Below are 26,514 nucleotides of genomic sequence, written 5' to 3'. Positions count from 1 at the left end.
CCCGCGCTGGATTACAGCAACCCCTCTGCCTTGAAGCTGAACTCGCGCGATTTGCCGATGATCAGGTGATCGTGCAGCACCAGCGACAGCGCCTCGGCCCCGGTGCGGATGCAGTCGGTCAGCGCGATGTCCTGCGCGCTTGGCGTGGGGTCGCCCGACGGATGGTTATGCACCAGGATCAGCGCCGAGGCGTCCAGATCCAGCGCACGGCGCAGCACCTCGCGCGGGTAGAGCGGCACATGATCGACGGTGCCGCGCCCCTGTTCCTCATCCGCGATCAGGCAGTTCTTGCGGTCCAGATAGAGCACGCGCACATGCTCGACCGGGTGATGCGCCATGGTGGTGTGGCAATAGTCGAGCAAGGCATCCCAAGAGGAAATCACCGGGCGATTCAGCAGCTTGGCGCGGGTCAGGCGCGTCGCCGCAGCCTCGGCCAGTTTCAGCGCGACCAGCACGCAGTCACCCACCCCGTCGACTTTCAGCAACTGCGCTTGCGGTGCAGTAATTACGCCCGCCAGTCCGCCGAAACGGTCGATCAGCGTCCGCGCCAGCGGTTTGACATCGCCGCGTGGGATCGCCCCGAAAAGGATCAGTTCCAACAGTTCATAATCGGGGACTGCCGCAGCCCCGCCCTCAAGGAAACGGGCGCGTAGGCGCTTGCGGTGGTCCTTGATGTACGAGGGAAGCCTGCCAGGGTTCACCGGCTCGGGCGCGGTGAAGAGGGGGAGCGGAGGCTCTGACAAGGAGGCGGGGCGCGACATGGGCCCAGACTGCGGTGATTCTGGTTGAGGAAGGGTTAAAGCGAAACGGCGGCCCGAAGGGGCCGCCGTTTTGGGATCGTGCAAGCTTAAACCTGGAACAGGCCCTCGGCAGGAGCCTCGGGTTTCACCCCTTCATACCATCCCAAAAGCTTTTCACCTTGGTGAAGAAACTGCTGCCTTCCGGGTGGTTGTCCTGCGACAGCCCTTCGAACTCGCGCAGCAGTTCTTTTTGCCGCGACGTCAGGTTCACCGGCGTTTCGACGCTCAACTCGATCATCATGTCGCCAGCCCCGCCACCGCGCAGCGACGGCATGCCCTTCGAGCGCAGACGCATCTGCTTGCCCGCCTGCGAGCCCGCTGGCACCTTCACCCGGCTGCGGCCACCGTCGATGGTCGGCACCTCGACCTCGCCGCCCAGAGCGGCTGTGGTGAAGCTGACGGGCACCCGGCAATGCAGGTCCAGCCCGTCGCGCAGGAAGATCGGGTGCTCGCGCACCTCGATGAAGATATAAAGATCGCCCGCAGGACCGCCGCGCAGCCCAGCCTCGCCTTCGCCCGACAGACGAATGCGCGTGCCGGTTTCGACGCCGGCGGGGATGTTGACGCTGAGCGAGCGCTCTTTCTCGACCCGGCCTGCACCTTTGCAGACCTTGCACGGGTTCTTGACGATCTGACCGAGCCCACCACAGGTCGGGCAGGTCCGCTCGACCGTGAAGAAACCCTGCTGCGCACGGACCTTGCCCATGCCCGAACAGGTCGGACAGGTCACCGGCTCGGCGCCACCCTCAGCCCCGGTGCCGCTGCATTCGTCACAGGCAGAAAGGGTCGGAACGCGGATCGATTTTTGCGAGCCGCTGAAGGCTTCTTCCAGCGTTATCCGCAGGTTATAGCGCAGGTCGCTGCCACGGCTGGCACGCTGACGCGCACCGCCGGCGTTGCGACCGCCCATGAAATCACCGAACAGATCCTCGAACACATCCGAGAAGCTGGAGCCGAAATCACCACCAGCACCGCCGGGACGAGCGCCCCGTTGTTGCCCCATGCCACCCTCGAAGGCCGCATGACCATAGCGGTCATAGGCCGCCTTCTTGTCGGCGTCCTTGAGCACTTCGTAGGCTTCGTTCACTTCCTTGAACTGCGCTTCCGAGGTGGGATCGTCTTTGTTGCGGTCGGGGTGAAGTTCTTTGGCCTTGGTGCGATAGGCTTTCTTCAGCTCTTCAGCCGAGGCGCCTTTGGACGCACCCAGAACATCGTAATAATCGCGCTTGGCCATCCATGGACCTCACTTTCAAAGGCAGGGCCCCGGTCCGGCGTTGCCGGCCGGGGCCCCTTGGATCACCGAGCGTCAGTCGCGACGCTTGTTGTTGTCGAGGTCCTCGAAGTCGGCATCGACGATGTCGTCATCGACCGGGCGCGGCTCGTCGTCCGCCGAGGCTTCTTCACCCTCGGAGGCTTCCTGCTGCGCCTTGTAGATCGCCTCGCCCAGCTTCATCGACGCGTCGCGGACGTTGTTGATACCCGACTTGATCTTGTCGGGATCGTTGCCGTCCAGCGTGTCTTTCAGCGCCGCAATCGACAGCTCGATGGCTTCGACCGTGGTCGGATCGACCTTGTCCTTGTATTCGACCAGCGATTTCTCGGTCGAATGGATAAGGCTTTCCGCCTGGTTCTTGGCCTCGACCAGCTCTTTGCGGGCCTTGTCGGCGTCGGCGTTCTCTTCGGCGTCCTTGACCATCTTCTCGATGTCCGAGTCCGACAGACCACCCGAAGCCTGGATCGTGATCCGTTGCTCTTTGGCGGTTGCCTTGTCACGGGCCGACACGTTGACGATGCCGTTGGCGTCGATGTCGAAGGTCACTTCGATCTGCGGCAGACCGCGCGGTGCGGGCGGGATGCCTTCCAGGTTGAACTGGCCAAGGACCTTGTTGTCCGCCGCCATCTCACGCTCGCCCTGGAACACGCGGATGGTCACCGCGTTCTGATTGTCCTCGGCGGTCGAGAAGACCTGAGACTTCTTGGTCGGGATCGTCGTGTTGCGGTCGATCAGGCGGGTGAACACGCCGCCCAGCGTCTCGATGCCCAGCGACAGCGGGGTCACGTCGAGCAGCACCACGTCCTTCACGTCGCCTTGCAGAACGCCGGCCTGAATGGCGGCACCCAGCGCGACAACCTCATCCGGGTTCACACCCTTATGCGGCTCTTTGCCGAAGAATTTGGTGACTTCCTCAACCACGCGCGGCATGCGGGTCATACCGCCGACCAGAACCACCTCGTCGATGTCGCCTTTGGTCAGACCTGCGTCTTTGAGCGCCTGCTGACAGGGCTTCATCGACTTGACGATCAGATCACCGACCAGGCTTTCCAGCTTGGCGCGGGTCAGCTTCATCACCAGGTGCAGCGGCTGGCCGCTGTTCTTGTCCATCGAGATGAACGGCTGGTTGATTTCGGTCTGCTGGCTCGACGACAGCTCGATCTTGGCTTTCTCGGCGGCTTCTTTCAGACGCTGCAGTGCCATCTTGTCCTTGGTCAGATCGGCGCCGTGCTCTTTCTTGAACTCGTCGGCCAGATACTGAACGATGCGCATGTCGAAGTCTTCGCCGCCGAGGAACGTGTCCCCGTTGGTCGATTTCACTTCGAACAGGCCATCGTCGATCTCAAGGATCGTGATGTCGAACGTACCGCCGCCAAGGTCATAGACCGCGATGGTTTGCGATTGCTTCTTGTCCAGGCCATAGGCCAGCGCGGCAGCCGTGGGCTCGTTGATGATGCGCAGCACTTCCAGACCGGCGATCTTGCCCGCATCCTTGGTGGCCTGACGCTGAGCGTCGTTGAAATAGGCCGGAACGGTGATCACGGCCTGCGTGACGTTCTCGCCGAGATACGACTCGGCGGTTTCTTTCATCTTTTGCAGGATGAACGCACTGATCTGCGAGGGTGAGTATTTCTCACCGCGCACTTCGACCCATGCGTCGCCATTGCCACCGTCGGCGATGGTGTAGGGGACAAGGCTCTTGTCCTTTTCGACCGCTGCGTCGCCCAGACGGCGACCGATCAGGCGCTTGACGGCGAAGACGGTATTTGTGGGGTTGGTGACGGCCTGCCGCTTGGCGGGCTGGCCGACGAGACGTTCACTTTCGGTAAAACCGACGATCGACGGCGTGGTGCGCGCGCCCTCTGCGTTCTCGATCACGCGAGGCTGCGAGCCTTCCATGATGGCCACGCAGCTGTTCGTCGTCCCGAGGTCAATCCCGATGACTTTAGCCATGATGCTTCCTCTTTCCTTCGGCGATGTTGTGGAGAGGCGATCCTGTCAGGCTTCGCGTCCCCGATCCCTGAACCGGGCCACCCACTAGGGCAATGTCCCGGCTTCGAAGGGCTATATAGGGAGGGGTATAAGGGCCTGCAAGCGCCCGTGGCACGCCAATTTCACATCAGGTTCATGCTTCAGCCCGTGAATTGGGCAATCACCAGCGGAACAGTGAGCACACTCAGCGCCGTCGAGATCAGGATCGAGGCCGAAACACGTGCCACAGCGACCCCGTAGTGTTGGGCAAGGATATACACATTGCCCGCTACCGGCAGTGCGGCGGCGCTGATCAGCACCCCCGCCGCGAAGGATTCGACGTGGAAAATCCACAGGGCGGCGAAGCCCACGGCCAGCGGATGCAGCACCAGTTTGGCAAAGCTCAGCCAGCCGGCAACGGTCAGCCGCTCGGCCCGTTTGCCGGTCAGCGACGCGCCGATGGCGAACAGCGCGCCGGGTGTCGCAGCGGCACCCAGCAGGGCAGTGGTGGCGGCGATGGGGCCGGGCAGGGGAAAGCCGGTGGCGGACCACAAGAGGCCTGCGGCCATGGCCACGACCATCGGGTTTTTCGCAAGCCCAATCAGAATGATACGCGGCAGCGCCGGTGAAACACGCCCCTCCCGCCCCAGCGTGATCACGACGGTCAGAAGGCTGGAGAAAACGATCAGGTCGATGGACAGTACCAGCAATACCGTGCCTGCGGCTTCAGGCCCCAAGAGCAGCACCAGCATCGGCACGCCCAGAAACCCGGTGTTGCCGATGATGGCGGTCTGCGCTTCCATCACGGCCTCGGGCAGCGGGCGCAGGCGGATGAAGGCGACGGCCAGCGCGATAAGGTACACGACCCCGCAGCCCCACAGATAGGCGGCCGCCGCGCGGGGATCGAAGATGTCGCCGATCGACATGCTGGCCGAGAAACCGAGCAGCAATGCCGACAGGGCAAAATAAAACACGAACTTGGTCAGCCAGGCCGTGGCCTCGGGCGGGAAAAAACCACTGCGGCCCGCGCCATAGCCCAGGCCGATCACGGCAAAGAACGGAAGGGTCTGCGAAAAGACGGCGAGCATGGCGCTCCGATCTTTGGGCCCGGCCCACCCGGTCAGGGGCGGGCCGGAGCCGGTGTCAGTACAAGATCGACGGCAGCCAGGTCACCAGACCGGGGAACACGAACAACACGGCAATGGCGATGATCTGCAGGATCACGAAAGGCACGGCACCTTTGTAGATCATGCCGGTGCTCACCGTCGCCGGGGCCACGCCGCGCAGATAGAACAGCGCAAAGCCGAACGGCGGCGTCAGGAAGCTGGTCTGCAGGTTCACCCCGATCATCACACCCAGCCAGATCGGATCGACGCCCAGCATCAGCAGGGTCGGCGCGGTGATCGGCAGGACGATGAAGATGATCTCGAACGTGTCCAGAATGAAGCCCAGGATGAACATCACCACCATGACGGCGATCATCGCGCCCAGAGCGCCGCCCGGAATGCCGGTCAGGAACTCGTGCACCAGATCGTCGCCGCCCATCTGGCGGAACACGACCGAGAAGACCGAAGCGCCGAACAGGATCACAAAGATCATCGCGGTGATCTTGGCGGTGCTGCGCACGGTTTCCAGAAAGATCGAGCGGTGCAGACGCCCGCGCAGCGTGGCCAGCAGGGTCGCGCCGACGGCACCCACCGAAGCAGCCTCGGTCGGGGTGGCGACACCGCCAAGGATCGAGCCGAGCACGGCGACGATCAGCAGCAGCGGCGGCACCAGAGCCACGACAATCTCACGCGGCAGGCCTGCCCGCTCTTCGGCGGACATCGGGATGGCCGGGCAGCTTTTGGGATCGGACCAGGCTTTGAACAGGATGTAGACGATATAGACCACGACCAGCAGCAGGCCCGGAATGAACGCGCCCGCGAACAGGTCGCCGACCGACACGGCGCTTGGGGCGAAGTTGCCCATGCTCATCTGCGCCTGCGCGTGCATGCCCGCGATCATGTCGCCCATGAAGATCAACACGGTCGAGGGCGGGATGATCTGACCCAGCGTGCCCGAGGCACAGATCGTGCCGCACGCCAGTTTGGGGTCATAGCCGGCCCGCATCATCGCGGGCAGCGAGATCAGGCCCATGGTGACCACCGTGGCCCCCACAACCCCGGTCGAGGCCGCCAGCAGCGCACCCACCACGACGACCGAAATGCCCAGACCGCCGCGCAGGCTGCCGAACAGCTTGCCCATGGTCGACAGCAGTTGCTCGGCAATGTTCGAGCGTTCCAGCATCACGCCCATGAAGATGAACAGCGGCACCGCGACCAGCACTTCGTTGGTCATGTAGCCGGTATAGCGGCCCGCCAGTGCGCTGAAGTTCGACATGTCGAACACGCCCAGCCAGTTGCCCAGCAGGCCGAACAGGATTGAGGTGCCCGCCAGCGTAAAGGCGACGGGGAAACCCAACATGAGAAAGCCGATGACGCCCAGAAACATCAGTCCGGCGAGGAGTTCACCAATGAGAACAGGATCCATGGGGGTCACTCCGGCACAGGTTCATAGCGGTAGGCGGGCGGTACCAGATCTTCGCGACCGCGAAGGATCAGGATCGAACGGATCAGCATCGAGAGACCTTGCAAGGCGACGGTCACGGCAAAGACCAGAATGAAGCCCTTGACCAGATAGAGGCCCGGTGCGCCGCCCGGATTGGCCGAGCCTTCGTGCAAGCCCCACGACCGCGCAACGAAGGTGTAGCAATAGGTCCAGACCACCCAGGTGAAGGGGAACAGGAAAATCAGCACCCCGACCAGATCCATCCACGCCTTTTTCACGTTCGACGCCGGCCGGTAGAAGATATCCACCCGCACGTGATCATTGGCGTAAAGCGCATAGGCCGCGACCGAGCAGAACATCACGCCGTTCAGCCAAGGGTACAGGTCCTGCATCCAGAGTCGGGTATTCGAAAACACATAGCGTTCGACGACAACCCAGAAGCAAATGAGGACAATCGCCAGGGCGAGCCATGAAAAGACGTTGCCGATCAGCCGGTTTACACCGTTGATCGCACGCATGAGGGCGGACAGACCGTTCAAGGGGGCCTCCTGAGGTTTGCCTGTTACGGTCGAGGGCCCCGGTGCGATCTCTCGTTCCGGGGCCCTCGCAAGGCTGGCCTTTGCACCCGGATTGCTCCGGGTGCAAGAGCAAGGGAAAGCCCGGATCAGAGGTCCGAGTAGTCCATGAAGCGCGAGCGGGCCGTGGTGAACACCTGATCGGTGCCCTCGGTCCGGGTGCGCAGCAGGCGCACGGCGTCAAGGAAGCTCTGACCGACGCGGCTGGTCAGGTCGTCATCCGAGTTGATCACGCCACCCAGCACTTCCTTGGCGGCATCGGCAGCGGCCTGCATGATGTCGTCGGGGAATTCCGAGTGCAGGATGACGCCGTGATCCTCGACCAGCGTACGCAGGGCGCGCGGGTCGTTGGCGTAGAAGTCCGAGGCAACCTGATCGTACTCGGCCTGCGCCACGTCCTTGACGATGGCCTGCAGGTTTGCGGGCAGGGCCTGATACTTGGCCTTGTCCACGACGATCTCGGTGGCCAGACCCGGCTCGTTGAACGACGAGGTATAGTAGTGCTGGCAGACCTGATAGAAGCCCAGCGCCAGATCGTTGTACGGTCCGACGAATTCAGCCGCGTCCAGCGCACCCGATTGCAGCGCCTGGAAGATCTCGCCGCCAGCCATGTTGGTGACCGACGCGCCCATGCGCTGCCAGACCTGACCGCCCAGACCCGGCGTGCGGAAGCGCATGCCCTGAATGTCGGCCAGCGAGGTCAGTTCGTTCTTGAACCAGCCGCCCGTCTGCGTGCCAGTGTCGCCCGACAGGAAGCCCTGAACGCCGAACTGGTCATAGACCTCGTCCCACAGTTCCTGACCGCCCAGATAGCGGACCCATGCGGTCAGTTCACGCGAGGTCATGCCGAAGGGCACACCGGTGAAGAACGACAGCGCGGTGGACTTGTTCTGCCAGTAATAGGCAGCGCCGTGGCTCATCTCGGCGGTGCCGTCGATGACCGCGTCCAGCGATTGCAGCGCAGGCACCATCTCACCGGCCGAGAACACCTCGACGGTCAGCTGGCCATCCGACGCGGCGGTGATCCGGTCGGCAAGGCGCTGTGCGCCCACGCCCAGACCGGGGAAGTTGCGCGGCCACGTCGTGACCATGCGCCAGGTGATGCGGCCTTGCGCAATCGCGGGGGCTGCCAACGTGCTGGCTGCCGCAGCGGCGCCGCCGACAGTCGACGTCCGCAGGAATGAGCGACGATCCATGTAGTCCTCCCTAACTTGTAACATTTGGTCATATATCTTGACCAATAGATCAGTTTTATACACGGCTTTTACGCCATGCAAACCCGATTCTTGTGGCCGCGGACGTGCCTCGTCGGGTTGAGTCATCCTAACGCAAGGCCAAAGGTGATCCAGAAGTTTCCGCGCCCTACGTTTGTGCGCGACGCCGCGTGCTGAGGCGCAAGTTCAAGAAATTCGCTGAAAAAATAATCGCCGCACCCAGAAACACCATCGGATCCAGCGTCTCGCCATACAACCAGACGCCGACCAGCGCGACGATGGGCAGCCGGGCGAACTCCATCGGTGCGACGATGGTCGCCGGGGCCAGCCCCAGCGCCGAGGTCAGCGAGAAATGCGCGGTCAGCCCGGTGACGGCGATCACCGCCAGCCACGGCAGCAGGGCCAAGCTGGGCAGTTGGAAACCCGTTGCCAGCATCAGCACCAGCGCCATGATCGTCTGGCTGGTCGTCATCCAGAACAACACGCACAACACCTGATCATGCAGCATGATCTTGCGGGTAAAGATCAGATTTATCGCAAAGCCGATCGCTGCCAGAATTCCGGCCAGATGTCCCAGATGCAGCGGCTGCACGCCCGGTTGCGCCACCACCAGCACGCCGACAAAGCCGATCAGCGTCAGCACCATCTTCATGCCGGTCAGCCGCTCGCCCAGAAAGAACGGGGCCAGCAGCACCACCCAGATCGGGTTGGTGAATTCCAGCGCCACCAGCTGTGACAACGGGATCAGCATCAACCCGTAGAACCACATGTTCTGGCCAAAGAAGTGGAACACATTCCGCGTGACATGCAGGCCCCAGTGCTGGGTGCGGATCAGCGACAGGTCGCCGGTGCGGATCTTGATGATCGCCACGACAATGAAGAACCCGATCAGCGAGCGCCAGAACATCAGCTCGAACGTGTTCAGCTCGACCTGCACGGCGCGCCCGGAAACCGCCATCAAGACAAAGGACACGATCGCCCCGCCCATCCACATCGCCGCCTTGAGCGGATTGGGTTGCGTCGTGTTCATGGTGCTAAATCCTCCCGGCGCGGCGCTGCGCCTTCCCGTTGACTGGATAGGCCCGGCAGGGCGACCAAGGCAAGCCCGCGCAACCCCGGCGCGACAGGACGCTGCGGCAAAACGCGGGGATGCGGAGCGGGGCCATCATTGATAGAAAGACTCGGGTAAACGATGCCGGAGTCCCCATGATGAACCGCCGCCAGTTTCTGATGACTTCGGGCCTCTTTGCTGCCGGGGGCTTGTCGGGCCTCGGGCTGGCCAGCCGCGCGCAGGCCTCGCCGGTCGCGCTGACGATCCAGAGCGCCCGCTATGCACTCGAAGCCAACCCGACCGAAGCCATGGTCAGCCTGTCCCCTGACGCGCCGCCGCCCGTGTTGCGCTTGCGGCAGGGCCAGCCCTTCGTCGCCGATGTCACCAACACGCTGGACGACTACACCGCGATGCACTGGCACGGGCTGCGCATTCCCAACGCGATGGACGGCGTCCCCTATCTGACGCAGATGCCGATGGGGCAGGGCGATACCTACCGCTATGACTTCACCCCGCCTGACGCCGGCACCTACTGGTATCACCCGCATTGCAACACCATGGCCCAGATGGCCCGTGGCCTGACCGGCGTGCTGATCGTGGACGAGGCCGAGGATCCCGGTTTCGACCTCGATCTGCCGGTAAACCTGCGCGATTGGCGGCTGGGCGAGGACAGTCAGTTCATCGACCTCTTCACCGCGCGCGGCGCGGCGCGCGGTGGCACCCATGGCACGGTGATGACCGCCAACTGGGCGCAAGAGCCGGTCTATGACGCGCCCGCCGGCGGGCTGGTCCGCCTGCGGCTGGTCGCCACCGACACCACCCGCGTCTACCGCCTGCAACTGCCGGGGGCCGAAGGGCAGGTGATCGCCCTCGACGGCCACCCGCTGCTGGTCCCCGTCGCCTTTCCGACGGCTGAGGCCCCGCTGATCCTCGGCCCCGGCCAACGCGCGGATCTCGCCATCCGCATGCCCGCCAGCGAGGGTCAGACCCTCACCGTGTTCAACGACCAGCCCGGCGGCTTGCGCACCCTGGTCATCCTGCGCGCCACCGGCACCGACAATCGCCGCGCGCTGGCCGATCTGCGCCCGCTCGCCCCCAACCCGCTGCCTACGCCCGATCTGGCCAATGCCGAGGTGCTGGAATTCGTCTTCGGCTGGTCGCCCGGCGATGGCGCGGTGAACAACGGCTTCTGCGGCACGCTCGGCTATACCTTCTGGTCGATCAACCGCGTCTCGTGGCCCGGCGATGCCGCCGATGGCGGGCCGCTTGCTACCCTCGAACGCGGTCGCACCTATATCCTGCGCCTGCGCAACGAGAGCCCCAACGACCATCCGATCCACCTGCACGGCCTTGCTTTCTTGCCGTTGCGCTCGGATCGGCGCGAGATCGCCAGCAACTGGGTCGACACCGCCATGCTGCACGAGCGCGAGACGATGGACGTCGCCCTCGTCGCCGACAATCCCGGCGACTGGGCGTTTCATTGCCATGTGATCGAGCACCAGAAAACCGGCCTGACCGGCTTTCTGCGCATCACTTAACGCGCGGCCAACGGCACCCAGTCGCGCGGGGCCGCGCCATCATACAGGGTCAGCGGCCGGATCAGGATGTTCGAGCGCCGCTGCTCAAGACACTGCGCCAACCAGCCGGGCATCCGCCCGATGGCGAAGATCGGCACATACAGATCCATCGGGATCTCGTGCAGCTGATAGATCACGCCTGAATAGAAATCGACGTTCACATTCAGCCCGTGGCGCGCATAGGGCGACATCGCGTCGACCACGGCTTGCAGGATCGCGTACCATCCCGGCGCGCCCATCTCCTCACCCAGCTTGCGCACCCCTTCGCGCATGTGGCGCGCGCGCGGATCTTCGGCGCGGTAGACGCGGTGCCCGAACCCGGTGACAGGCTCTTTCGCCGCACGCTTGGCGGCGACATAGGCGGCGGCGTTCTCGGGCGTGCCGATCTCATGCACCATCTTCATTACGTCCTCAGCCGCCCCGCCATGCGCGGGACCAGCCAGCGTGCTCAGCGCCGTGACCATCGCGCCGTGCAGATTGGCCTCAGTCCCCACCGTGACCCGCGCGGCAAAGGACGAGGCGTTCGAGCCATGCTCGGCATGCAGGATGAAATCCACATCCGCCAGCCGCGCCGCATCCTCGCTGGGTCGCTCGCCCTTGAGCATCCACAGCCAGTTCGCCGCGTGGCTCAGGCTCATGTCGGGAAGCACCGGCGTGCGCCCGTTGCGGATCGCCTCTTGCGCGGCGATGATCATCGGCACCTGCGCGGTCAGCCGGATGCCGTTGCGCAGGAACCCGGCGTCCGAGGCGTCGTGACTGTCGGGCTCCAGCGCCGCCAGTGCCGAGACAGCGGTGCGCAGCACATCCATCGGATGGCCATGCGCGGTAGCGCGGATGATGTCGAACACCGGCTCGGGCAGCACCCGCGCGGCCCTCAGCGCGGCGTCGAAGTCGGCCAGCTGCGCGGCATCGGGCAACTCGCCGTGGATCAGCAGATAGCAGACCTCTTCAAACGTAGCCTGCGTCGCCAGATCGTGGATCGAATAGCCGCGATAGGTCAGCGACCCGGCGCGCCCGTCGATGTCTGAAATCCGCGAGCGTTCAAAGTAAACGCCCTTCAGGCCGCGGTTGATCTTGACGGTGTCGGTCATATCGGCAGTCTCCCGGTGAACATGGCGTGGAGGATAAAATGAGCGTTCTGGATCAGGCCCTTGCTACGGCGCGCGCCGGGCAGTTCCGCGTCGTGCTGCCCGAGATGGACGACCCGCGCATCGCGCAGGCCGCCGCCCGGTTGCAGAGCGAGGGTCTGGCGCAGGTGGTGACGCTGGCCGACGCGCGCCCGGCCGAGGCCTATGTCGAGCACCTTCTGGCCAACCGCCCCGGCCTGAAACCAGCGCTGGCGCTTCGGATGCTGGACAAGCCCCTGATCCGCGCCGCCGCCATGGTCGCGGCCGGTGAGGCCGACACGATGGTCGCGGGTGCCGCCAATGCGACGCGCCGGGTGATCGAGGCGGCGGCGCTGGCTGTCGGCATGGCCGAGGGCGTGCAGACCCCGTCCAGCTTTTTCCTGATGCTGCTGCCGGATGGCCGCGAGCTGGTTTTTGCCGATTGTGCCGTGAACACCAGTCCGGATGCCGCGCAACTGGCCGACATCGCCCGCGCCAGTGCCACCACCGCGCGCGGGCTTTTCGGCGCAGCGCATGTGGCGCTGCTCAGCTATTCCACCGGTGCGTCGGGCGCAGGCCCGTCCGTCGATACCGTCCGCGCGGCGGCGCAGGCCACCGGCTTTCCCGGCCCCGTGCAGGCCGACGCTGCCCTCAACGCCAGCATCGCCGCCAAGAAGGGCTATGACGCGCCCCCGGCCAACACGCTGATCTTCCCCGATCTCAACTCGGGCAACATCGCCTATAAACTGATGCAGGAACTGGGCGGCGCGCAGGCGCTGGGCCCCTTCCTGCAAGGCTTCGCCAAACCGATCTGCGACCTGTCGCGCGGGGCAACCGTCGCGGACATTGTTGCCGCCACCCTCGTCACCCTGACCATGGTTAACAAACCCTGACCGCGCGCCCTCATCTGTCTCTAAATATCCTGGGGGGTGAATTGGCCGCAGGCCAAGAGGGGGGCGACGCCCCCCTGCGCCGGTCCCGCTCATAGCAACGCCCGCCCCAACCCGATCACCGCCATCGCCATCAACACCCCGATGGTCAGTGTGCGAAACCGCGCCGGGTTCGCGCCGACGGCCTTGCGCGCGCCCCACCAACTGCCCAGCAGCACCAGCGGCACCGACAGGGCGGCGGCGATCGCGGTCTCGCGGTCCAGCCGCCCGGCCAGTCCGAACTGTCCCATGGCCAACACGTTGAGCGTGATGAAATACGCCAGCAAGGTCGCGCGAAATACCAGCGGTGCCAGCCCCAGCGCCGCCGCCAGCGTCACCACCGGCGGTCCGGCCACGCCCGCCGGCGTCACCAGCCCAGACACGAAACCCGCACCGATGGTCATCGACGGCCCGGCGCGGCCCGGCAGCGTCCAGCCGCCCAGCATGACCAGCGCCGCCAGCAGCACCATGCCGCTGACCACCAGCCGCGCCGTGTCGTCGTCGATCAGGCCGAGCAGCCAGATCCCCGGCACCAGCCCGACCGCCGCGCCGATGATCAGCCGGATCATCGTCGGCCAGTCCACATAGGGCCGTGCCGAGCGCCAGAGCGTGACGCCGATCAGCATATCGCCCAGCAGCCCGACCGGCACCAAGGGCACCGGATTGGTGACCAGCGCGCCCGCCGCGACCAGCAGAACCGGATAGCCAAAGCCCGAGAACCCGCGCACAAAGGCGGCGATGAAAACGACCGCCGCCATGAAGGCAGCGGTCCCGGGGCTCAAGCCGAACGGCAGGATCATCGCGTTTGCGGCCGCATGTCCGCCGGGTCGATCCCCGCCACCACCACCGGCTTTTTCATCGCATCGCGGCGGAACGGCTCGCCCAGTTCCTGATTGATCAGTGCCTCGATCAGCGTGGTCTTGCCGTGGTTCATCTGATCATCCACCGCCTTGGCCAGCGCCGCCGTCAGCTCGTCCATCGTCCGGGCCTGCACGCCTTGCAGCCCGCAGGCGCTGGCGATGCCCGCATAGCTCACGCCCTCGTCCAGCTCGGTGCCGACGAAGTTGTCATCGTACCACAGGGTCGAGTTGCGCTTTTCCGCGCCCCATTGGTAGTTGCGGAAGACCACCATGGTGATCGCGGGCCACTCGGGCCGGCCGATCGCCGTCAGCTCCGTCACCGCGATGCCAAACGCGCCATCGCCCGCAAAGCCGACGACCGGCACATCGGGGCAGCCGATCTTGGCGCCGACGATCGAGGGCAGGCCATAGCCACAGGGTCCGAACAGCCCCGGTGCCAGATATTTGCGCCCCTCGTCAAAGCTGGGATAGGCGTTGCCGATGGCGCAGTTGTTGCCGATGTCGCTGGAGATGATCGCCTCTTTCGGCAGCGCCGACTGGATCGCGCGCCACGCCATGCGCGGGCTCATCCAGGCCGGTTTTGCGTCGCGGGCGCGCTGGTTCCAGCTGGTGCCGACGTCGTCATCCTCGTGGTCCATCGAGGCCAGCTGCTGTGCCCAGGCGGATTTCTTCTGCCCGATGGCCGCCTTGCGGTCTTCGCGCCCCGCGTCGCCCGCGTGATCGCCCAGCTGTGCCAGGATCTCGCTGGCCACCGCCTTGGCGTCGCCGATGATCCCCACGGCGACCTTCTTGGTCAGGCCGATCCGGTCGGGGTTGATATCGACCTGAATGATCTTCGCGTCCTTGGGCCAATAGTCCATCCCATAGCCCGGCAGGGTCGAGAACGGGTTCAGCCGGGTGCCAAGGCACAGCACCACATCGGCCTGCGCGATCAGCTCCATGCCCGCCTTGCTGCCGTTATAGCCCAAGGGCCCGGCGAACAGCGGGTGCGAGCCTGGGAAGGCGTCGTTGTGCTGGTAGCCGACGCAGACCGGCGCATCCAGCCGCTCGGCCAGCGCCATCGAGGCCGGGATCGCCCCGCCCAGCACCACGCCCGCGCCGTTCAGGATCACCGGGAATTTGGCGTCCGACAGCAGCTTGGCGGCCTGCGCGACAGCCGAGGCACCGCCGGCCGGCCGCTCGAAGTCCACCACGGCGGGCAGCTCGATGTCGATCACCTGCGTCCAGTAATCGCGCGGGATGTTGATCTGCGCCGGGGCCGAATGGCGGTGCGCGTTCAGGATCACGCGGTTGAGCACCTCGGCGATGCGCGACGGATCGCGGACCTCTTCCTGATAGGCGACCATGTCCTTGAACAGCGCCATCTGCTCGACTTCCTGAAAGCCGCCCTGACCGATGGTCTTGTTGGCGGCCTGCGGGGTGATCAGCAGCAGCGGCGAATGGTTCCAGTAGGCGGTTTTCACCGCCGTCACAAAGTTGGTGATCCCCGGCCCGTTCTGCGCGATCATCATGCTCATCTTGCCCGAGGCGCGCGTATAGCCATCGGCCATCATCCCGCCCGACCCCTCATGCGCGCAATCCCAGAAGGTGATCCCGGCGCGGGGGAACAGGTCAGAGATCGGCATGAAGGCCGAGCCGATGATGCCAAAGGCATGCTCGATCCCGTGGCGCTGGAGCACTTTGACAAAGGCTTCCTCGGTGGTCATTCGCATCGGTATGGTCCTTGAATCAAAAAACGCAGCGCGGCGTCGGTTAACGGTCACACTGCGGGAAGGCAGGGGTAAAGGTTAGGGCCAGCCGGGGGCGATGAATAGAGCCAGAATGCGGAAGCTGGTGGTTCTCTTGGCAGGGTGGCTTTGCTATTCCTATGGGATGAAGCAACCCGCGCCCTCGTACATCCTGTGCACCGCGCCGCGCAGCGGCAGCACCCTTATGTGCAGTCTGCTGGCCGCCAGCGGGGCCGCAGGCGCCCCCGAGTCGTATTTTCACGGGCCTTCGGTCTCTGACTGGGCAGCGGAGGTCGGGCTGAACGTGGTGCCCGGCGACGACAGCCTGCCCACCCTGCGCACCGTCTTTGCCGCGATCCGGCGCGTGGGCGAGGCTGGAACCGGCGTCTTCGGCCTGCGCCTGCAACGCGGCAGCGTTGCCACCGCCATGACCCAACTGGACCGCCTGTTCCCCGGCCACGCCACCGATGCCGACCGCCTCAACGCGGCCTTCGGCGCGCCGCGCTATGTGCATCTGCGCCGGGCCGATACGCTGGGGCAGGCAATTTCGCGCGTGCGGGCCGAGCAGACCGGGCTCTGGCACCGCAGGGCGGATGGATCGGAGCTGGAGCGCCTCGCCCCGCCCGCCGAGCCGGTCTTTGACCGCGCCCGCATCGCTGCGGCCTTGGCCCAGGGAGAGCGGCTGACTGCCGAGTGGGACGACTGGTTCGCACAGCAGGGCATCGTGCCCTTGCGCCTGAGCTATGAAGACCTCTCCGCCGATCCGCAGGCAACCCTTGCCCGCGTGCTCGGCCACATCGGCCAGAACCCCGCCCGCGCGCGCGGCGTCGCACCGGGCACCGCGCGGCTTGCCGACGCCGTTAGTGATGACTGGCGCGCGCGGTTTCTGGCAGGCTAACTTAGCGCTTGACCTAGAGTACACTCGAACCCGTATCTGTACCGGCGTCGAGACGAAAGACAGACGCATGAAGATTGCCGACCTTGCCAGACTCTCAAACCTCAGTGTCCACACGATCCGCTATTACGAGCGGATCGGGCTGTTGCCCTATGCCGACCGCGATGCCTCGGGGCACCGAGATTATGACGCCGAGATCCTGACGTGGATCACGTTCCTGTCGCGGCTCAAGACCACCGGCATGCCAATCCGCGAGATGCTGCGCTATGCGGCCCTGCGCGATGAAGGCCCGCACACCGGCCCGCAACGCCGCGCCCTGCTTGAGGCGCATCGTGACGACGTGCGCGCCCGGCTGGCTGAATTGCAAACCTGTCTGACCGTCCTCGATGCCAAGATCGGCGGCTATGCCGAGGATGAAGAGAGGCTGAAAATCTATGACCGTTCAACCACAAACCCGGCTGGAACGCGGCACGCAGGCGCTGGCGCAAATCGACGGCGAAGCCGGTGAGGCGGTCATCGGTTCGCTGGCCGATATCGCCCCTGACTTTGCCACGCTGTTGCTGGAGTTCCCCTTTGGCGACATCTACACCCGCCCCGGTCTGGACCTGCGCGCGCGGGAGATTGCCACCATTGCAGCCCTCGCCGCGCTGGGCACGGCGCAACCGCAGCTCAAGGTGCATATCGCGGCGGGTTTGAACGTGGGTCTGACCCGCGACGAGATCGTCGAGATCCTGATGCAGATGGCGGTCTATGCCGGGTTTCCGGCCGCGCTGAACGGGCTCTTTGCCGCGAAAGAGGTCTTTGCCCAGCGCGACGCGGCCTAGACGAACTGGAACTGCCCGGTTTCCCGCCATGCCCGGAAATAGCCAAAGGCGGGGAACTCGGGCGGGCTGAAGCTGGCCTGCTCGATGGCCTCGGGCGCCACAAAGCGGAACGCATCCGCCTCGCCATCGTTCGAGCCAATCACCGTCCCCGCCGCCAGCCGCGCTGTGGCCAGAATCGAGACGTTCTGGATCTGGTCGCCATTGGGGTAGGTGTAGCATTCAACCGACGGGTTCGAGGACACGCCGAACACCTGCACATCTTCAAGCGTGGCGTTGGTTTCTTCCTTGGCCTCGCGGTGGATCGCGTCCATCAGCGACTCGCCCAGTTCCAGCGAGCCGGCGGGTAGGCCCCAGTCGCCGGTATCGCTGCGTTTCAGGATCAGGATGCGGCCCGCGTCATCCTCGATCAGCACGCGCACGCCGATCACCAGCAGCGGACGGCTGCCGACATGGGCGCGCAGCTGGCCCAGATAGCTTTCTGCAAAACTCACCGTGTCTTCCTTTTTAGCAACTCAGCCCGCACGGCTTTTGCGCTGGCCCTGTGGGGTCATGGCGCGGGTGCGGCGGGCAATGCGGGCGATGCCCTCGGCAATGCGGTCCTGTGTGATCGAGGAATAGGCGATGCGGTAGCACCGGTCATTTCCCAGCGATTCGCCAAAGAACGGCCCGCCCGGTTCGATCAGGACCGAATCCGCGCGCAGGGCCTGTGACAGTTCGGTCGCGCTGACGCCGTCGGGCGTGCGCATCCACAGGCTTGATCCACCATCCCCCGCCGCGCCTGCAATCGTCAGCCCTTCAGCGCGCACCGCTTCCAGCATCACCGCCCGGCGCGCGGCGAAGGCGCGGGTCAGGCGGCGCAGCATGGCGTCGTAATGGCCCAGCGACAGGAAATGCGCGGCGGCGCGCTGCAGCAGGCCCGGCGGGTGGCGCAGCACCGTGGCGCGCAGGGCGCGGGCCTCGCGGATGAACTCGGCCGGGCCGACCAGAAAGCCCAGCCGCAGCCCCGGGAACATGGATTTCGAGAAGCTGCCGATGTGGATCACCCGCCCCTCGCGGTCCAGCGATTTCAGTGCGGGCAGGGGCGCGCGGTCGTGGCTGATCTCGAATTCATAGTCATCCTCGATCACCAGAAGCCCGCGCGCATTGGCGACCTCAAGCAGCGCGTGGCGGGCCTCAAGCGGCATGGTCGCGCCGGTGGGGCAGTGGTGCGACGGGGTGCAGAACAGCACATCCATCCCCTCGGGCAGCGCATCCGGCTCCAGCCCGCGCGGCCCCACGGGGATGCCGGTCACCTTGCAACGGGTCTGGTTCAGGATGTCGCGCAGACCGGGATAGCCCGGTTCCTCGATCCCCGCATTGCGGCGCTGGTTCAGCAGCAGTTGCGCGGTCAGCCACAGGGCGTTCTGCGCGCCCAGCGTCACCAGGATCTCATCGCCCCGCGCCAGAATCCCGCGCCGGGGCAGGGTGTGGCGGGCGATGTATTCCAAGAGGCCGGGGTCGTCCTGCTCGAACTGGTCATCGGTCATGCGGGCGAAATCGCGCTGGCCCAAGGCCTGAATCATGCAGCCGCGCCAGTTGGCGTGGTCGAAGAGCTCAGGGTCGGCCTGCCCATAGACAAACGGATAGCGAAACTCGCGCCAGTTGCGCGGTTTGCCCATGTTCAGCTGCCCGCTGGCCGGGCGGTGCCCCAGCGCCCGCGCCCAGTCCACCGCATCGGTGCCGCGCGCGCCGGGCTGCGGGAAATCGCCGGGCTGCGGCGCGCTGTCGGAGACGAAATACCCCGACCGGCCCCGCGCGCGCAGATAGTCATCGGCGACCAGATCGGCATAGGCCAGCGTCACGGTGATTCGGCTGACGCTCAGATGCTCGGCCAGTCGTCGGCTGGATGGCATCCGTTCACCGGGGCGCAAACGGCCCGCCAGAATGCCCTCGGCCACCATCTGCCGGATGCGGCTTTGCAGGGTTCCGCTGTGCTGCGGATCAAGAAGGAAACACTCGACCGAAATGGTCATCAATCAGGTCCGATTTTTTGCTGAGTCTAGCGTTTTCTGGTGCTATGGATAGGGGGTCTCTGGCCCTATCCGCGCAGGTGCATTACAGCCAGAGTGAATCTTTATGATCAAATCTCGCCAAGGAGTCGTCCCATGGACACCGCGACCTTCAACGACATCGGTGCCGTGGTCGAAGCCGACCGCGCCCATGTGTGGCATCACCTGACCCAGCACAAGGCGTTCGAGACCGTCGATCCCCGCGTTGTGGTTGAAGGCAAGGGCCTGCGCGTCTGGGATGCGACCGGGCGCGAGACGCTGGATGCCGTGTCGGGCGGCGTGTGGACGGTCAATGTGGGCTATGGCCGCGAGAGCATTGCAAATGCGGTGCGTGATCAACTCCTGAAGATGAACTACTTTGCCGGCGCGGCGGGTTCGGTTCCCGGCGCGATCTTTGCGCAGATGCTGACCGACAAGATGCCGGGGCTGACCCGCGTCTATTATTCGAACTCGGGGTCCGAGGCGAATGAGAAGGCCTACAAGATGGTCCGCCAGATCGCCCATACCAAGCACGGCGGCAAGAAGTGGAAGATCCTCTACCGCGAGCGGGATTATCACGGCACCACTATTGCCGCGCTGGCCTCGGGCGGGCAGGAAGAGCGCAAGTCGATGTACGGCCCGTTCCCCGAAGGGTTCATCCCGGTGCCGCATTGCCTTGAGTACCGCAGCCAATGGGGCGAGGTGGCCGATTACGGCCTGCGCGCCGCGAATGCGATCGAGGAAGTGATCCTGCGCGAGGGCGCCGATACCGTGGGCGCGATCATCCTTGAGCCGGTGACGGCAGGCGGCGGTGTCATCACCCCGCCCGAGGGCTACTGGCCCCGCGTGCAGGAAATCTGCAAGCAATACGGCCTGCTGTTGATCATCGACGAGGTGGTCTGCGGCGTCGGGCGCACGGGCAAATGGTTCGGCTATCAGCAATACGACATCCAGCCCGATATCGTGACCATGGCCAAGGGTCTGGCCTCGGGCTATGCCGCGATCAGCTGCACGGTGACGACCGAAGCCGTGTTCGAGATGTTCAAGGACGCCGCCGATCCGATGGCGCATTTCCGCGATATTTCGACCTTCGGCGGCTGCACCGCCGGGCCTGCGGCAGCCATCGAGAACATGCGCATCATCGAGGAAGAAGACCTGCTCGGGAACACCACCGCGATGGGTGAGCGGCTGATGGGCAACCTGCACAAGCTGATGGAAAAGCATAGCGTCATCGGTGATGTGCGCGGCAAGGGGCTGTTCTGCGGTGCCGAACTGGTTGCAGACCGCGCGACCAAGGAACCGATGGCCGAGAGCAAGGTGGCCGCCGTGGTCGCCGCGGTGATGAAGCGCGGCGTGCAGATCGGCATGACCAACCGCTCCCTGCCCGGCTTCAACAACACGCTCTGCCTGTCGCCCGCGCTGATCGTCACCGCCGCGCAGATCGACCAGATCACCGACGCCATTGACGGGGCTTTGACCGAGGTTTGTGGCTAAGGAGGCCTTTACCTTGCGACATGGATGCGCAACCTTGCCCGGAAATTGACCGAGCAAGGGAGCAGACATGGACGACAAACCCGAAGGCGAGCTGACCCTGCAAACCGTCCCCTTTCCCGCGGATACCAACGGGGCGGGGGATATTTTCGGCGGGTGGGTGCTCAGCCAGATGGACATCGCCGCCGGGATGACCGCCGCGCGCCGTGCGCGCGGGCGCACCGCCACCGTCGCGATCAACGCCATGCGCTTTCATGCGCCGGTGATGGTGGGCGATCTGTTCACCGTCTACACGCGCATCGTCAGGGTCGGCACCACCTCGATCACCATCCACGTCGAGGCCTGGGTCGAGCGGCTTGAAACCGCGCAGCACCTGCGGGTGACCGAGGCTGATTTCACCTTTGTTGCGCTGCATTCCTCGGGCGTCAAACGTCCGGTCCCACCGGAATAACACCGCCCGGTCGGCAGGTTTCCGTCCGGCATCACCCGTCTGTTACATTCCCCCGCTACGCGCCGGGGGAACCCCTAACAGCCGGACCGCCCCATGCCCGATCTTCGCCTTTCCGCCTCGACCCTTGCCCTGATGGCCGCGCTTGCGCTGCCTGGCATCGCAAACGCGCAAGACGCCTGCACCCCTGCTGCGCCCAATGATGGCGACGTGGTCACCTGCGCCGGCATTGGTACCGGCATTCTGGACGACGGGCTGGATGACGCGCAGATCACCGTTCTGGAAGGGGCCGAGATCACCGGCACCGATCAGGGGTTCGAGTTCGACGACGATGTGACCTTTATCAACCACGGCGTGATCACCGGTCAGGGTGATCATGGTGTGCAGGGTGACAATGGCGTCAGCGTCACCAACTATGGCACCATCACCGGCGATGGCGACGGGGTGAACATCGACAACGATGGCCGTCTGGTCAACGCGGGCACGATCATCGGCGCCGATGATGGCGTGCAGCTGGAAGACAACGCCTATGTCATGAACACCGAAACCGGGATCATCCGGGCGGCGGATGAGGGCGTGAACATCAACACCGACCGCGCGCAGCTCTATAACTACGGGCTGATCGAGGCGGGCGATGACGGGGTCAACGCGGCCACGGATGCGTATATCTACAACGCGGGCACCATCCGGTCGACCGGCGATCAGGACGGGGTGGATCTGGACAGCGGCACGGTGATCAATGACGGGCTGATCATCAGCGACGGTGCCGAGGACGGCATCGACTTTGACCCCAGCACGCTGGACAGTCTGGTGCAGAATTCGGGCACCATCGAGGGCACCATCGGCATCAACACCGACGGTGCCGACACTGGCGCGCAGCGCGTGGTGAACAGCGGGACGATCCGGGGCCGCGGCGGTGTGGCGCTGAACCTCGGCATGGGCGACGACACGCTGGAGGTGCTGCGCGGCTCGATCATCGACGGGCTGATCGAGATGGGCGACGGCACCGACACGGTGATGGTGCACGGCGTTCAGGCCGGGATGCTGCGCTTTGGGTCGCTGCCCGAGGTGGTCAGTTTTGACGGCCCCGGTCTGCTGGTCGGAACCGCGCTGGCACTGATCGACCCGATGCCGCTGGCGGCGGGTGATCGTCTGGCACGCAGCGCGGCCTTTGGGGTCGCGGGTGTGGTGCATGACCGTCAAGGGCAGGGCGGCGCATGGCTGGGCGTGTTCGGTGGCGGCTCTGACATCGCGGCCAGCGGCAGCTACCAGGGCCTGTCCGAGCGCAGCGGCGGTCTGGTCGCCGGGCAGAGCTTTGGCGCCGTCTCGGGCTTTCTGGCCGTCACGCAGGGCCGCGCGACGCTGGACGACGGCGAGCACCGCTTGCGCCAGACGGCGCTGTTCGTCGGCCTCTCGCATCTCAGCGATCTTGGCGATGCAGGCACGCTGTCGGCGCTGGGCTATCTGGGCAGGACCGACACCGACCTGACCAGCCCCGCCTATCGCTTGGGCGATGCGCAGATGGACGGCACGGTGATCGGCGCCAGCCTGCGCTTTGCGCGTGGCTTTGGCGGCCAGCCCGACGCGCCCTTCGCCGATGTCGCGTTGCAGGCGGATGTCGTGCACCATCGCACCGTGGGCTACACGCTCTCGGGTCTGGGCGGTGGGACTATCGCCGCGCATGACGCAACGGCTTACGGCCTGCGCGGCGATCTGGGCATGCCGGTTGCCGTCAGCGGCGGCGTGCTGCGCCCTTATGTCTTTGCCGCGCTGCGCGGGGGTGATCAGGGCGTGATGCAGTTCGGGCTGAGCGGCGGCAGCACCAGTTTTGCCGCGCCGGATCTGTTCGACGACAGCCACGCAGGCATCGGTCTTTCCTATGTCGCGCAGACCGGGCCGGGCGCGCTGCGCGCCGGGATCGAATACGCGGGCAACGCGGATGACCGGCAGATGTCGCTGCGGGTATCGTTCGATCTGGCCCTGTAAGCGGGTATCAGCGCAAGGGGCGGCGGAAGCTCACGCCGTGCCGCCCCTCCTGCAAATGTTCTTTTGACGCCTTAATTTTCAGGTGTATCGTTGATCTCGAAGAGCCGCGGCGGTTCTTTTGCGACTCGTCCCTGCGCGGGATTTCCCCGGCAGGATTCGGGCTTCGCGATCAGGAGGAGGGAACATGGCTGACAATTCCAAAGGCGGCGCTGGCAAGGGTGCCGCGCCGGGCAAAGGCAGCGGTCCGGCACCGTCGTCGTCCAAAGGCACCACGGCCAAGGGCGGCGCTGCTGGCAAGGGCAGCGGTCCCGCGCCGTCATCCAGCAAAGGCGGCAGCAAGTAACCGCGCAGATCTACGCCCCGACCACCTGCGCCCGGCACCCAGTGCCGGGCGTTTTCAGTCCAGCGGGAAGTGGCAGGCGACGCGGCTGTCGCCGACGTCGCGCAGCACGGGCGCTTCGGCCCGGCAGCGCTCTTGTGCCTTGGGGCAGCGCGAAGCAAAGGCGCAGCCTTTGGGCAGGTTCATCGGCGAGGGCAGGTCGCCCTTGACCATCCCCGCCCGCCTGTAGCCCGCCGATTTGCGCCGCAGAAGCGAAGGCGCGGCTTCCAGCAACACCGCCGTATACGGGTGGCGCGGTTTGGAGAACAGCGTGGGGCGGTCGGCGTACTCGACAATCTCGCCCAGATACATCACCGCGATGTCGTCGCAGATGAACTGCACGACGCCCAGATCGTGACTGATGAACAGATAGCTAAGGCCGAATTCATCCTGCAACCGGCGCAGCAGGTTCAGGATCTGCGCCTGAATCGCCACATCCAGCGCGCTGACCGGCTCATCGCAGACGATCAGCCGGGGGTTCGTTGCCAAGGCGCGCGCGATGGAAATCCGCTGCCGCTGCCCGCCGGAAAACTGGTGCGGGAACAGCGACATCTGGTCGGGGCGCAGGCCGACCAGCCCGAACAGCTCGCGCACCCGGTCGTCCCTGCCTGCCGGGTCACCGACATTCATCAGATCCAGCGGTTCGCGCACGATGGCACCAACGCGTTCGCGCGGGTTCAGGCTGGAATAGGGGTCCTGGAAGATCACCTGCAGATGCTTGCGCTGGGCGCGCATCGCTTCCGCAGGCAGGGTCATCAGATCGGTGCCCTCAAAACTGACCGAGCCGCCGGTTGACGGGGCCAGCCGGATCGCCGCCATCGCGGTGGTGGTTTTGCCCGAGCCGGATTCGCCCACCAGCCCCAGCGTGCGCCCCGGCATCAGGTCGAAATCGACGCCGCGCACCGCGCGCAGCAGGCGCGGTTTGCCGAAGAACCCCTTGCGGCCAATCTCGAAGCTGACTTCCAGCTTGCGGGCAGAGAGCAGTGGCGTGGTCATGCGATTTCCCCCGCGTGGTGGCAGGCGACGGGGTGGCCCTTGTCGTCGAGCGGCGGACGCACGGCGCGGCAATGGTCATCCGCCAGCGCGCAGCGCTCGGCAAAGGCGCAGCCGTCGCCGAGCAGGTGCAGCGGCGGGACCACGCCGGGGATCTCGGCCAGCGGTGGCAACCGGTCGGTGCTGGCAGCAGCACGGCCCAGCACGGGAATGCAGCCGATCAGGCCGCGCGTGTAAGGGTGCAAGGGGGTGTCGAGGATCTGGTCCGAGGTGCCCTGTTCGATCACCCGCCCGGCGTACATCACGGCAACGCGGTCGGTCATCTCGGCAATCGCGCCCATGTCATGCGTGATCAACACGATGGCCACGCCGAACTTGGCCTGAATGTCGCGCATCAGATCGAAGATCTGCGCCTGCACGGTCACGTCCAGCGCCGTTGTCGGCTCATCGGCGATCAACAGCTTGGGGCGGCAGCTGATCGCCATGGCGATCATCACCCGCTGCCGCATCCCGCCGGACAACTGGTGCGGATAGCTTTTCGCCCGTGCCTCGGGTTCCGGGATGCCCACGGTTTCCAGCAGCTCGATCACCTGCCGGTCGGCCTCGGCCCGGCTCATGTCCTGATGCAACAGGATCGCCTCGGCGATCTGATCGCCGACGGTGAACACCGGGTTGAGCGAGGTCATCGGTTCCTGAAAGATCATCGCAATATCGCGCCCGCGCAACTGGCGCAGGCGGCGGTTGCTGGCGCGGGTGATGTCTTCACCGTCGAACTCGATCACGCCGCCGGTCACATGGCCCGGCGGGTTGGGGATCAGCCCCATCATCGCCAGCGCGGTGATCGACTTGCCGCAGCCAGACTCGCCCACGATGCCCAGCGTTTCGCCCGGCATCACGTCCAGACTGATCCCCGACAGCGCGGTGACGCGTCCGTGGCGGGTGTCGAATTCGACCCGCAGGTCGGACAGGCTCATCAACGGGCTCATCGCGACCTCAGTTTCGGGTTGAAGGCATCGTTCAGCCCGTCGCCAACCAGCGACACGGCAAACACGGTGAAAAAGATTGCCAGACCGGGGATCGCCACCGGCCACCAGGCTTCGAGCAGGAAGTTGCGGTTCTGGCCGATCATCTGGCCCCAGCTGATCGTGTTGGGATCGCCAAGGCCCAGAAAGGACAGCCCGGCCTCGAACAGGATCGCCACGCCCACGGTCAGCGCGGCGGACACGATCAGCGGCGGCAGGGCGTTGGGCAGGATCACCTTCCAGATGATGCGGCTGTTGCCTGCGCCGATCGAGCGCGCGGCGGTGACGTATTCCAGCTCGCGGATGCGCAGGAACTCGGCGCGGGTCAGGCGGGCGGTGCCGGGCCAGCTGACGATGCCGATGGCGAAAGAGATCGTCACCAGCGAGGGCGCGAACAGCGTCACCAGCACCATGGCGAACAACAGCGCGGGCAGCACCTGAAAGAATTCCGTCAGGCGCATCAGCAGGTCATCGACCCAGCCGCCGAAATACCCGGCCAGCGCCCCCATGGCGATGCCGATCACCACCGTCAGCAGCGCCGCCGACAGACCCACCGCCATCGTCGGCCCGCCGCCTTTGAGCAGCAGCACAAAGATGTCGCGGCCCAGAAAATCGGTGCCCAGCGGTATCCCCTCGCGTTCTCCGGGGGCGGTCAGCGGGCCCCAGACGATGCGGTAGGGATCGGCGTTGAACAGGAAGTGGCCGTAGAGCACGAAGCCCACGATGACGATGAGCAGCGCCAATCCGGCGACGGCGGGTTTGTTGCGCAGGAACTGGCCCCAGGCTTCGCCCAAGGGGCTGACGGCTTTGGTCATC

25 protein-coding genes are annotated in these 26,514 nt (G+C 65.4%); 9 read left to right on the top strand and 16 right to left on the bottom strand.

Annotated features, from left to right (window positions below; genetic code table 11):
• Positions 1 to 11: 11 nt before the first annotated feature.
• The 8 genes from radC to EAE28_RS18255 all read right to left on the bottom strand — a co-directional run bounded on the left by radC (position 12) and on the right by EAE28_RS18255 (position 9,413).
• The gene (gene radC / locus EAE28_RS18290) at positions 12 to 761 is read right to left on the bottom strand and encodes a RadC family protein (RefSeq protein ID WP_127108967.1); all 750 of its coding nucleotides are present in this window, start codon (positions 759 to 761) and stop codon (positions 12 to 14) included.
• A gap of 124 nt (positions 762 to 885) precedes the next feature.
• Complete coding sequence (gene dnaJ / locus EAE28_RS18285; RefSeq protein ID WP_127108965.1) at positions 886 to 2,034, bottom strand: molecular chaperone DnaJ; 1,149 nt, start codon at positions 2,032 to 2,034, stop codon at positions 886 to 888.
• 72 nt (positions 2,035 to 2,106) lie between these two features.
• The gene (dnaK, locus tag EAE28_RS18280; protein WP_127108963.1) at positions 2,107 to 4,026 is read right to left on the bottom strand and encodes a molecular chaperone DnaK; all 1,920 of its coding nucleotides are present in this window, start codon (positions 4,024 to 4,026) and stop codon (positions 2,107 to 2,109) included.
• Between the two features lie 179 nt (positions 4,027 to 4,205).
• Positions 4,206 to 5,132 carry an AEC family transporter gene (locus EAE28_RS18275; protein ID WP_127108961.1) on the bottom strand — a complete coding sequence of 309 codons (927 nt, stop codon included), beginning with the start codon at positions 5,130 to 5,132 and terminating at the stop codon, positions 4,206 to 4,208.
• Between the two features lie 55 nt (positions 5,133 to 5,187).
• The gene (locus tag EAE28_RS18270) at positions 5,188 to 6,576 is read right to left on the bottom strand and encodes a TRAP transporter large permease (protein ID WP_127108959.1); all 1,389 of its coding nucleotides are present in this window, start codon (positions 6,574 to 6,576) and stop codon (positions 5,188 to 5,190) included.
• A 5-nt stretch (positions 6,577 to 6,581) separates the two neighbouring features.
• A complete protein-coding gene (locus EAE28_RS18265; RefSeq protein WP_127108957.1) occupies positions 6,582 to 7,133 on the bottom strand; it encodes a TRAP transporter small permease subunit in 552 nt (183 codons plus the stop codon).
• A gap of 125 nt (positions 7,134 to 7,258) precedes the next feature.
• Positions 7,259 to 8,365 carry a TRAP transporter substrate-binding protein gene (locus EAE28_RS18260; protein ID WP_127108955.1) on the bottom strand — a complete coding sequence of 369 codons (1,107 nt, stop codon included), beginning with the start codon at positions 8,363 to 8,365 and terminating at the stop codon, positions 7,259 to 7,261.
• A 166-nt stretch (positions 8,366 to 8,531) separates the two neighbouring features.
• A complete protein-coding gene (locus EAE28_RS18255) occupies positions 8,532 to 9,413 on the bottom strand; it encodes a DMT family transporter (RefSeq protein ID WP_127108953.1) in 882 nt (293 codons plus the stop codon).
• A gap of 176 nt (positions 9,414 to 9,589) precedes the next feature.
• Between EAE28_RS18255 and EAE28_RS18250 the strand changes: the two genes are divergently transcribed.
• A complete protein-coding gene (locus EAE28_RS18250; protein WP_342773116.1) occupies positions 9,590 to 10,972 on the top strand; it encodes a multicopper oxidase family protein in 1,383 nt (460 codons plus the stop codon).
• Here EAE28_RS18250 and EAE28_RS18245 read toward each other — a convergent pair.
• On the bottom strand, positions 10,969 to 12,102 hold the full coding sequence (locus tag EAE28_RS18245) for a citrate/2-methylcitrate synthase (protein ID WP_127108951.1): 1,134 nt from the start codon (positions 12,100 to 12,102) through the stop codon (positions 10,969 to 10,971). The genes EAE28_RS18250 and EAE28_RS18245 overlap by 4 nt on opposite strands.
• A 38-nt stretch (positions 12,103 to 12,140) precedes the next feature.
• Between EAE28_RS18245 and EAE28_RS18240 the strand changes: the two genes are divergently transcribed.
• Entirely contained in the window at positions 12,141 to 13,010 is an 870-nt protein-coding gene (locus tag EAE28_RS18240; protein WP_127108949.1) for a phosphate acyltransferase, read from the top strand.
• 89 nt (positions 13,011 to 13,099) lie between these two features.
• Here EAE28_RS18240 and EAE28_RS18235 read toward each other — a convergent pair whose 3' ends face one another.
• Together EAE28_RS18235 and xsc are read right to left on the bottom strand one after the other, a co-directional pair.
• Positions 13,100 to 13,846 (bottom strand): sulfite exporter TauE/SafE family protein, encoded by a 747-nt coding sequence (locus EAE28_RS18235; RefSeq protein ID WP_127108947.1) that lies wholly within the window; start codon positions 13,844 to 13,846, stop codon positions 13,100 to 13,102.
• Positions 13,843 to 15,618, bottom strand: coding sequence for a sulfoacetaldehyde acetyltransferase (xsc, locus tag EAE28_RS18230; protein WP_127108945.1), 1,776 nt, complete (start codon positions 15,616 to 15,618; stop codon positions 13,843 to 13,845). Before xsc ends, EAE28_RS18235 begins: the two co-directional genes overlap by 4 nt.
• A 109-nt stretch (positions 15,619 to 15,727) precedes the next feature.
• Between xsc and EAE28_RS18225 the strand changes: the two genes are divergently transcribed.
• The 3 genes from EAE28_RS18225 to EAE28_RS18215 all read left to right on the top strand — a co-directional run bounded on the left by EAE28_RS18225 (position 15,728) and on the right by EAE28_RS18215 (position 17,352).
• Positions 15,728 to 16,531 (top strand): Stf0 family sulfotransferase, encoded by an 804-nt coding sequence (locus EAE28_RS18225; protein ID WP_220443965.1) that lies wholly within the window; start codon positions 15,728 to 15,730, stop codon positions 16,529 to 16,531.
• A gap of 67 nt (positions 16,532 to 16,598) precedes the next feature.
• Positions 16,599 to 17,036 (top strand): MerR family transcriptional regulator, encoded by a 438-nt coding sequence (locus EAE28_RS18220; protein ID WP_127108943.1) that lies wholly within the window; start codon positions 16,599 to 16,601, stop codon positions 17,034 to 17,036.
• On the top strand, positions 16,963 to 17,352 hold the full coding sequence (locus EAE28_RS18215; protein ID WP_127108941.1) for a carboxymuconolactone decarboxylase family protein: 390 nt from the start codon (positions 16,963 to 16,965) through the stop codon (positions 17,350 to 17,352). Before EAE28_RS18220 ends, EAE28_RS18215 begins: the two co-directional genes overlap by 74 nt.
• Here EAE28_RS18215 and EAE28_RS18210 read toward each other — a convergent pair.
• Positions 17,349 to 17,843, bottom strand: a complete 495-nt coding sequence (locus tag EAE28_RS18210) for an NUDIX domain-containing protein (RefSeq protein WP_127108939.1) — start codon at positions 17,841 to 17,843, stop codon at positions 17,349 to 17,351. The genes EAE28_RS18215 and EAE28_RS18210 overlap by 4 nt on opposite strands.
• A gap of 21 nt (positions 17,844 to 17,864) precedes the next feature.
• Positions 17,865 to 19,364 (bottom strand): MocR-like pyridoxine biosynthesis transcription factor PdxR, encoded by a 1,500-nt coding sequence (gene pdxR / locus EAE28_RS18205; protein ID WP_127108937.1) that lies wholly within the window; start codon positions 19,362 to 19,364, stop codon positions 17,865 to 17,867.
• 132 nt (positions 19,365 to 19,496) lie between these two features.
• Here pdxR and EAE28_RS18200 point away from each other — a divergent pair, with 132 nt between their 5' ends.
• From EAE28_RS18200 to EAE28_RS23850, 4 genes are all read left to right on the top strand, one after another.
• Complete coding sequence (locus tag EAE28_RS18200) at positions 19,497 to 20,873, top strand: aminotransferase family protein (RefSeq protein WP_127108935.1); 1,377 nt, start codon at positions 19,497 to 19,499, stop codon at positions 20,871 to 20,873.
• 67 nt (positions 20,874 to 20,940) lie between these two features.
• On the top strand, positions 20,941 to 21,321 hold the full coding sequence (locus tag EAE28_RS18195) for an acyl-CoA thioesterase (protein ID WP_127108933.1): 381 nt from the start codon (positions 20,941 to 20,943) through the stop codon (positions 21,319 to 21,321).
• Between the two features lie 93 nt (positions 21,322 to 21,414).
• Positions 21,415 to 23,304 carry a hypothetical protein gene (locus tag EAE28_RS18190; RefSeq protein WP_127108931.1) on the top strand — a complete coding sequence of 630 codons (1,890 nt, stop codon included), beginning with the start codon at positions 21,415 to 21,417 and terminating at the stop codon, positions 23,302 to 23,304.
• Between the two features lie 184 nt (positions 23,305 to 23,488).
• Positions 23,489 to 23,647: a hypothetical protein gene (locus EAE28_RS23850; RefSeq protein WP_164736695.1), complete on the top strand. Its 159-nt coding sequence runs from the start codon at positions 23,489 to 23,491 to the stop codon at positions 23,645 to 23,647.
• Between the two features lie 54 nt (positions 23,648 to 23,701).
• Here the strand turns inward: EAE28_RS23850 and EAE28_RS18185 are convergent, their stop codons facing one another.
• From EAE28_RS18185 to EAE28_RS18175, 3 genes are read right to left on the bottom strand one after another with little or no spacing between them, the layout of a single operon-like run.
• Positions 23,702 to 24,679 carry an ABC transporter ATP-binding protein gene (locus tag EAE28_RS18185; protein WP_127108929.1) on the bottom strand — a complete coding sequence of 326 codons (978 nt, stop codon included), beginning with the start codon at positions 24,677 to 24,679 and terminating at the stop codon, positions 23,702 to 23,704.
• Positions 24,676 to 25,650, bottom strand: a complete 975-nt coding sequence (locus EAE28_RS18180) for an ABC transporter ATP-binding protein (RefSeq protein WP_246022447.1) — start codon at positions 25,648 to 25,650, stop codon at positions 24,676 to 24,678. The genes EAE28_RS18185 and EAE28_RS18180 overlap by 4 nt, the downstream gene beginning before the upstream one ends.
• 8 nt (positions 25,651 to 25,658) lie before the next feature.
• Entirely contained in the window at positions 25,659 to 26,513 is an 855-nt protein-coding gene (locus EAE28_RS18175; RefSeq protein WP_181954505.1) for an ABC transporter permease, read from the bottom strand.
• Between the last annotated feature and the right edge of the window lies 1 nt (position 26,514).

Source organism: Pararhodobacter zhoushanensis, from assembly GCF_003990445.1.
GTDB classification, from domain to species: Bacteria; Pseudomonadota; Alphaproteobacteria; order Rhodobacterales; family Rhodobacteraceae; genus Pararhodobacter; species Pararhodobacter zhoushanensis.
The sequence above is the reverse complement of the archived record's forward strand: the minus strand, read 5'-3'. Positions and strand labels throughout refer to the sequence as shown.

Excerpts from the sequence above, each read along its gene's own strand:
- EAE28_RS18245 (WP_127108951.1), bottom strand. The coding sequence starts at position 12,102 with ATGACCGACACCGTCAAGATCAACCGCGGCCTGAAGGGCGTTTACTTT.
- EAE28_RS18220 (WP_127108943.1), top strand. The coding sequence starts at position 16,599 with ATGAAGATTGCCGACCTTGCCAGACTCTCAAACCTCAGTGTCCACACG.
- dnaK (WP_127108963.1), bottom strand. The coding sequence starts at position 4,026 with ATGGCTAAAGTCATCGGGATTGACCTCGGGACGACGAACAGCTGCGTG.
- EAE28_RS18190 (WP_127108931.1), top strand. The coding sequence starts at position 21,415 with ATGCCCGATCTTCGCCTTTCCGCCTCGACCCTTGCCCTGATGGCCGCG.
- EAE28_RS18225 (WP_220443965.1), top strand. The coding sequence starts at position 15,728 with ATGCGGAAGCTGGTGGTTCTCTTGGCAGGGTGGCTTTGCTATTCCTAT.
- dnaJ (WP_127108965.1), bottom strand. The coding sequence starts at position 2,034 with ATGGCCAAGCGCGATTATTACGATGTTCTGGGTGCGTCCAAAGGCGCC.
- EAE28_RS18185 (WP_127108929.1), bottom strand. The coding sequence starts at position 24,679 with ATGACCACGCCACTGCTCTCTGCCCGCAAGCTGGAAGTCAGCTTCGAG.
- xsc (WP_127108945.1), bottom strand. The coding sequence starts at position 15,618 with ATGCGAATGACCACCGAGGAAGCCTTTGTCAAAGTGCTCCAGCGCCAC.
- EAE28_RS18275 (WP_127108961.1), bottom strand. The coding sequence starts at position 5,132 with ATGCTCGCCGTCTTTTCGCAGACCCTTCCGTTCTTTGCCGTGATCGGC.
- EAE28_RS18180 (WP_246022447.1), bottom strand. The coding sequence starts at position 25,650 with ATGAGCCTGTCCGACCTGCGGGTCGAATTCGACACCCGCCACGGACGC.
- EAE28_RS18240 (WP_127108949.1), top strand. The coding sequence starts at position 12,141 with ATGAGCGTTCTGGATCAGGCCCTTGCTACGGCGCGCGCCGGGCAGTTC.
- EAE28_RS18255 (WP_127108953.1), bottom strand. The coding sequence starts at position 9,413 with ATGAACACGACGCAACCCAATCCGCTCAAGGCGGCGATGTGGATGGGC.
- EAE28_RS23850 (WP_164736695.1), top strand. The coding sequence starts at position 23,489 with ATGGCTGACAATTCCAAAGGCGGCGCTGGCAAGGGTGCCGCGCCGGGC.
- EAE28_RS18235 (WP_127108947.1), bottom strand. The coding sequence starts at position 13,846 with ATGATCCTGCCGTTCGGCTTGAGCCCCGGGACCGCTGCCTTCATGGCG.
- EAE28_RS18175 (WP_181954505.1), bottom strand. The coding sequence starts at position 26,513 with ATGACCAAAGCCGTCAGCCCCTTGGGCGAAGCCTGGGGCCAGTTCCTG.
- EAE28_RS18200 (WP_127108935.1), top strand. The coding sequence starts at position 19,497 with ATGGACACCGCGACCTTCAACGACATCGGTGCCGTGGTCGAAGCCGAC.
- radC (WP_127108967.1), bottom strand. The coding sequence starts at position 761 with ATGTCGCGCCCCGCCTCCTTGTCAGAGCCTCCGCTCCCCCTCTTCACC.
- EAE28_RS18215 (WP_127108941.1), top strand. The coding sequence starts at position 16,963 with ATGACCGTTCAACCACAAACCCGGCTGGAACGCGGCACGCAGGCGCTG.
- EAE28_RS18195 (WP_127108933.1), top strand. The coding sequence starts at position 20,941 with ATGGACGACAAACCCGAAGGCGAGCTGACCCTGCAAACCGTCCCCTTT.
- EAE28_RS18260 (WP_127108955.1), bottom strand. The coding sequence starts at position 8,365 with ATGGATCGTCGCTCATTCCTGCGGACGTCGACTGTCGGCGGCGCCGCT.
- EAE28_RS18250 (WP_342773116.1), top strand. The coding sequence starts at position 9,590 with ATGATGAACCGCCGCCAGTTTCTGATGACTTCGGGCCTCTTTGCTGCC.
- pdxR (WP_127108937.1), bottom strand. The coding sequence starts at position 19,364 with ATGACCATTTCGGTCGAGTGTTTCCTTCTTGATCCGCAGCACAGCGGA.
- EAE28_RS18270 (WP_127108959.1), bottom strand. The coding sequence starts at position 6,576 with ATGGATCCTGTTCTCATTGGTGAACTCCTCGCCGGACTGATGTTTCTG.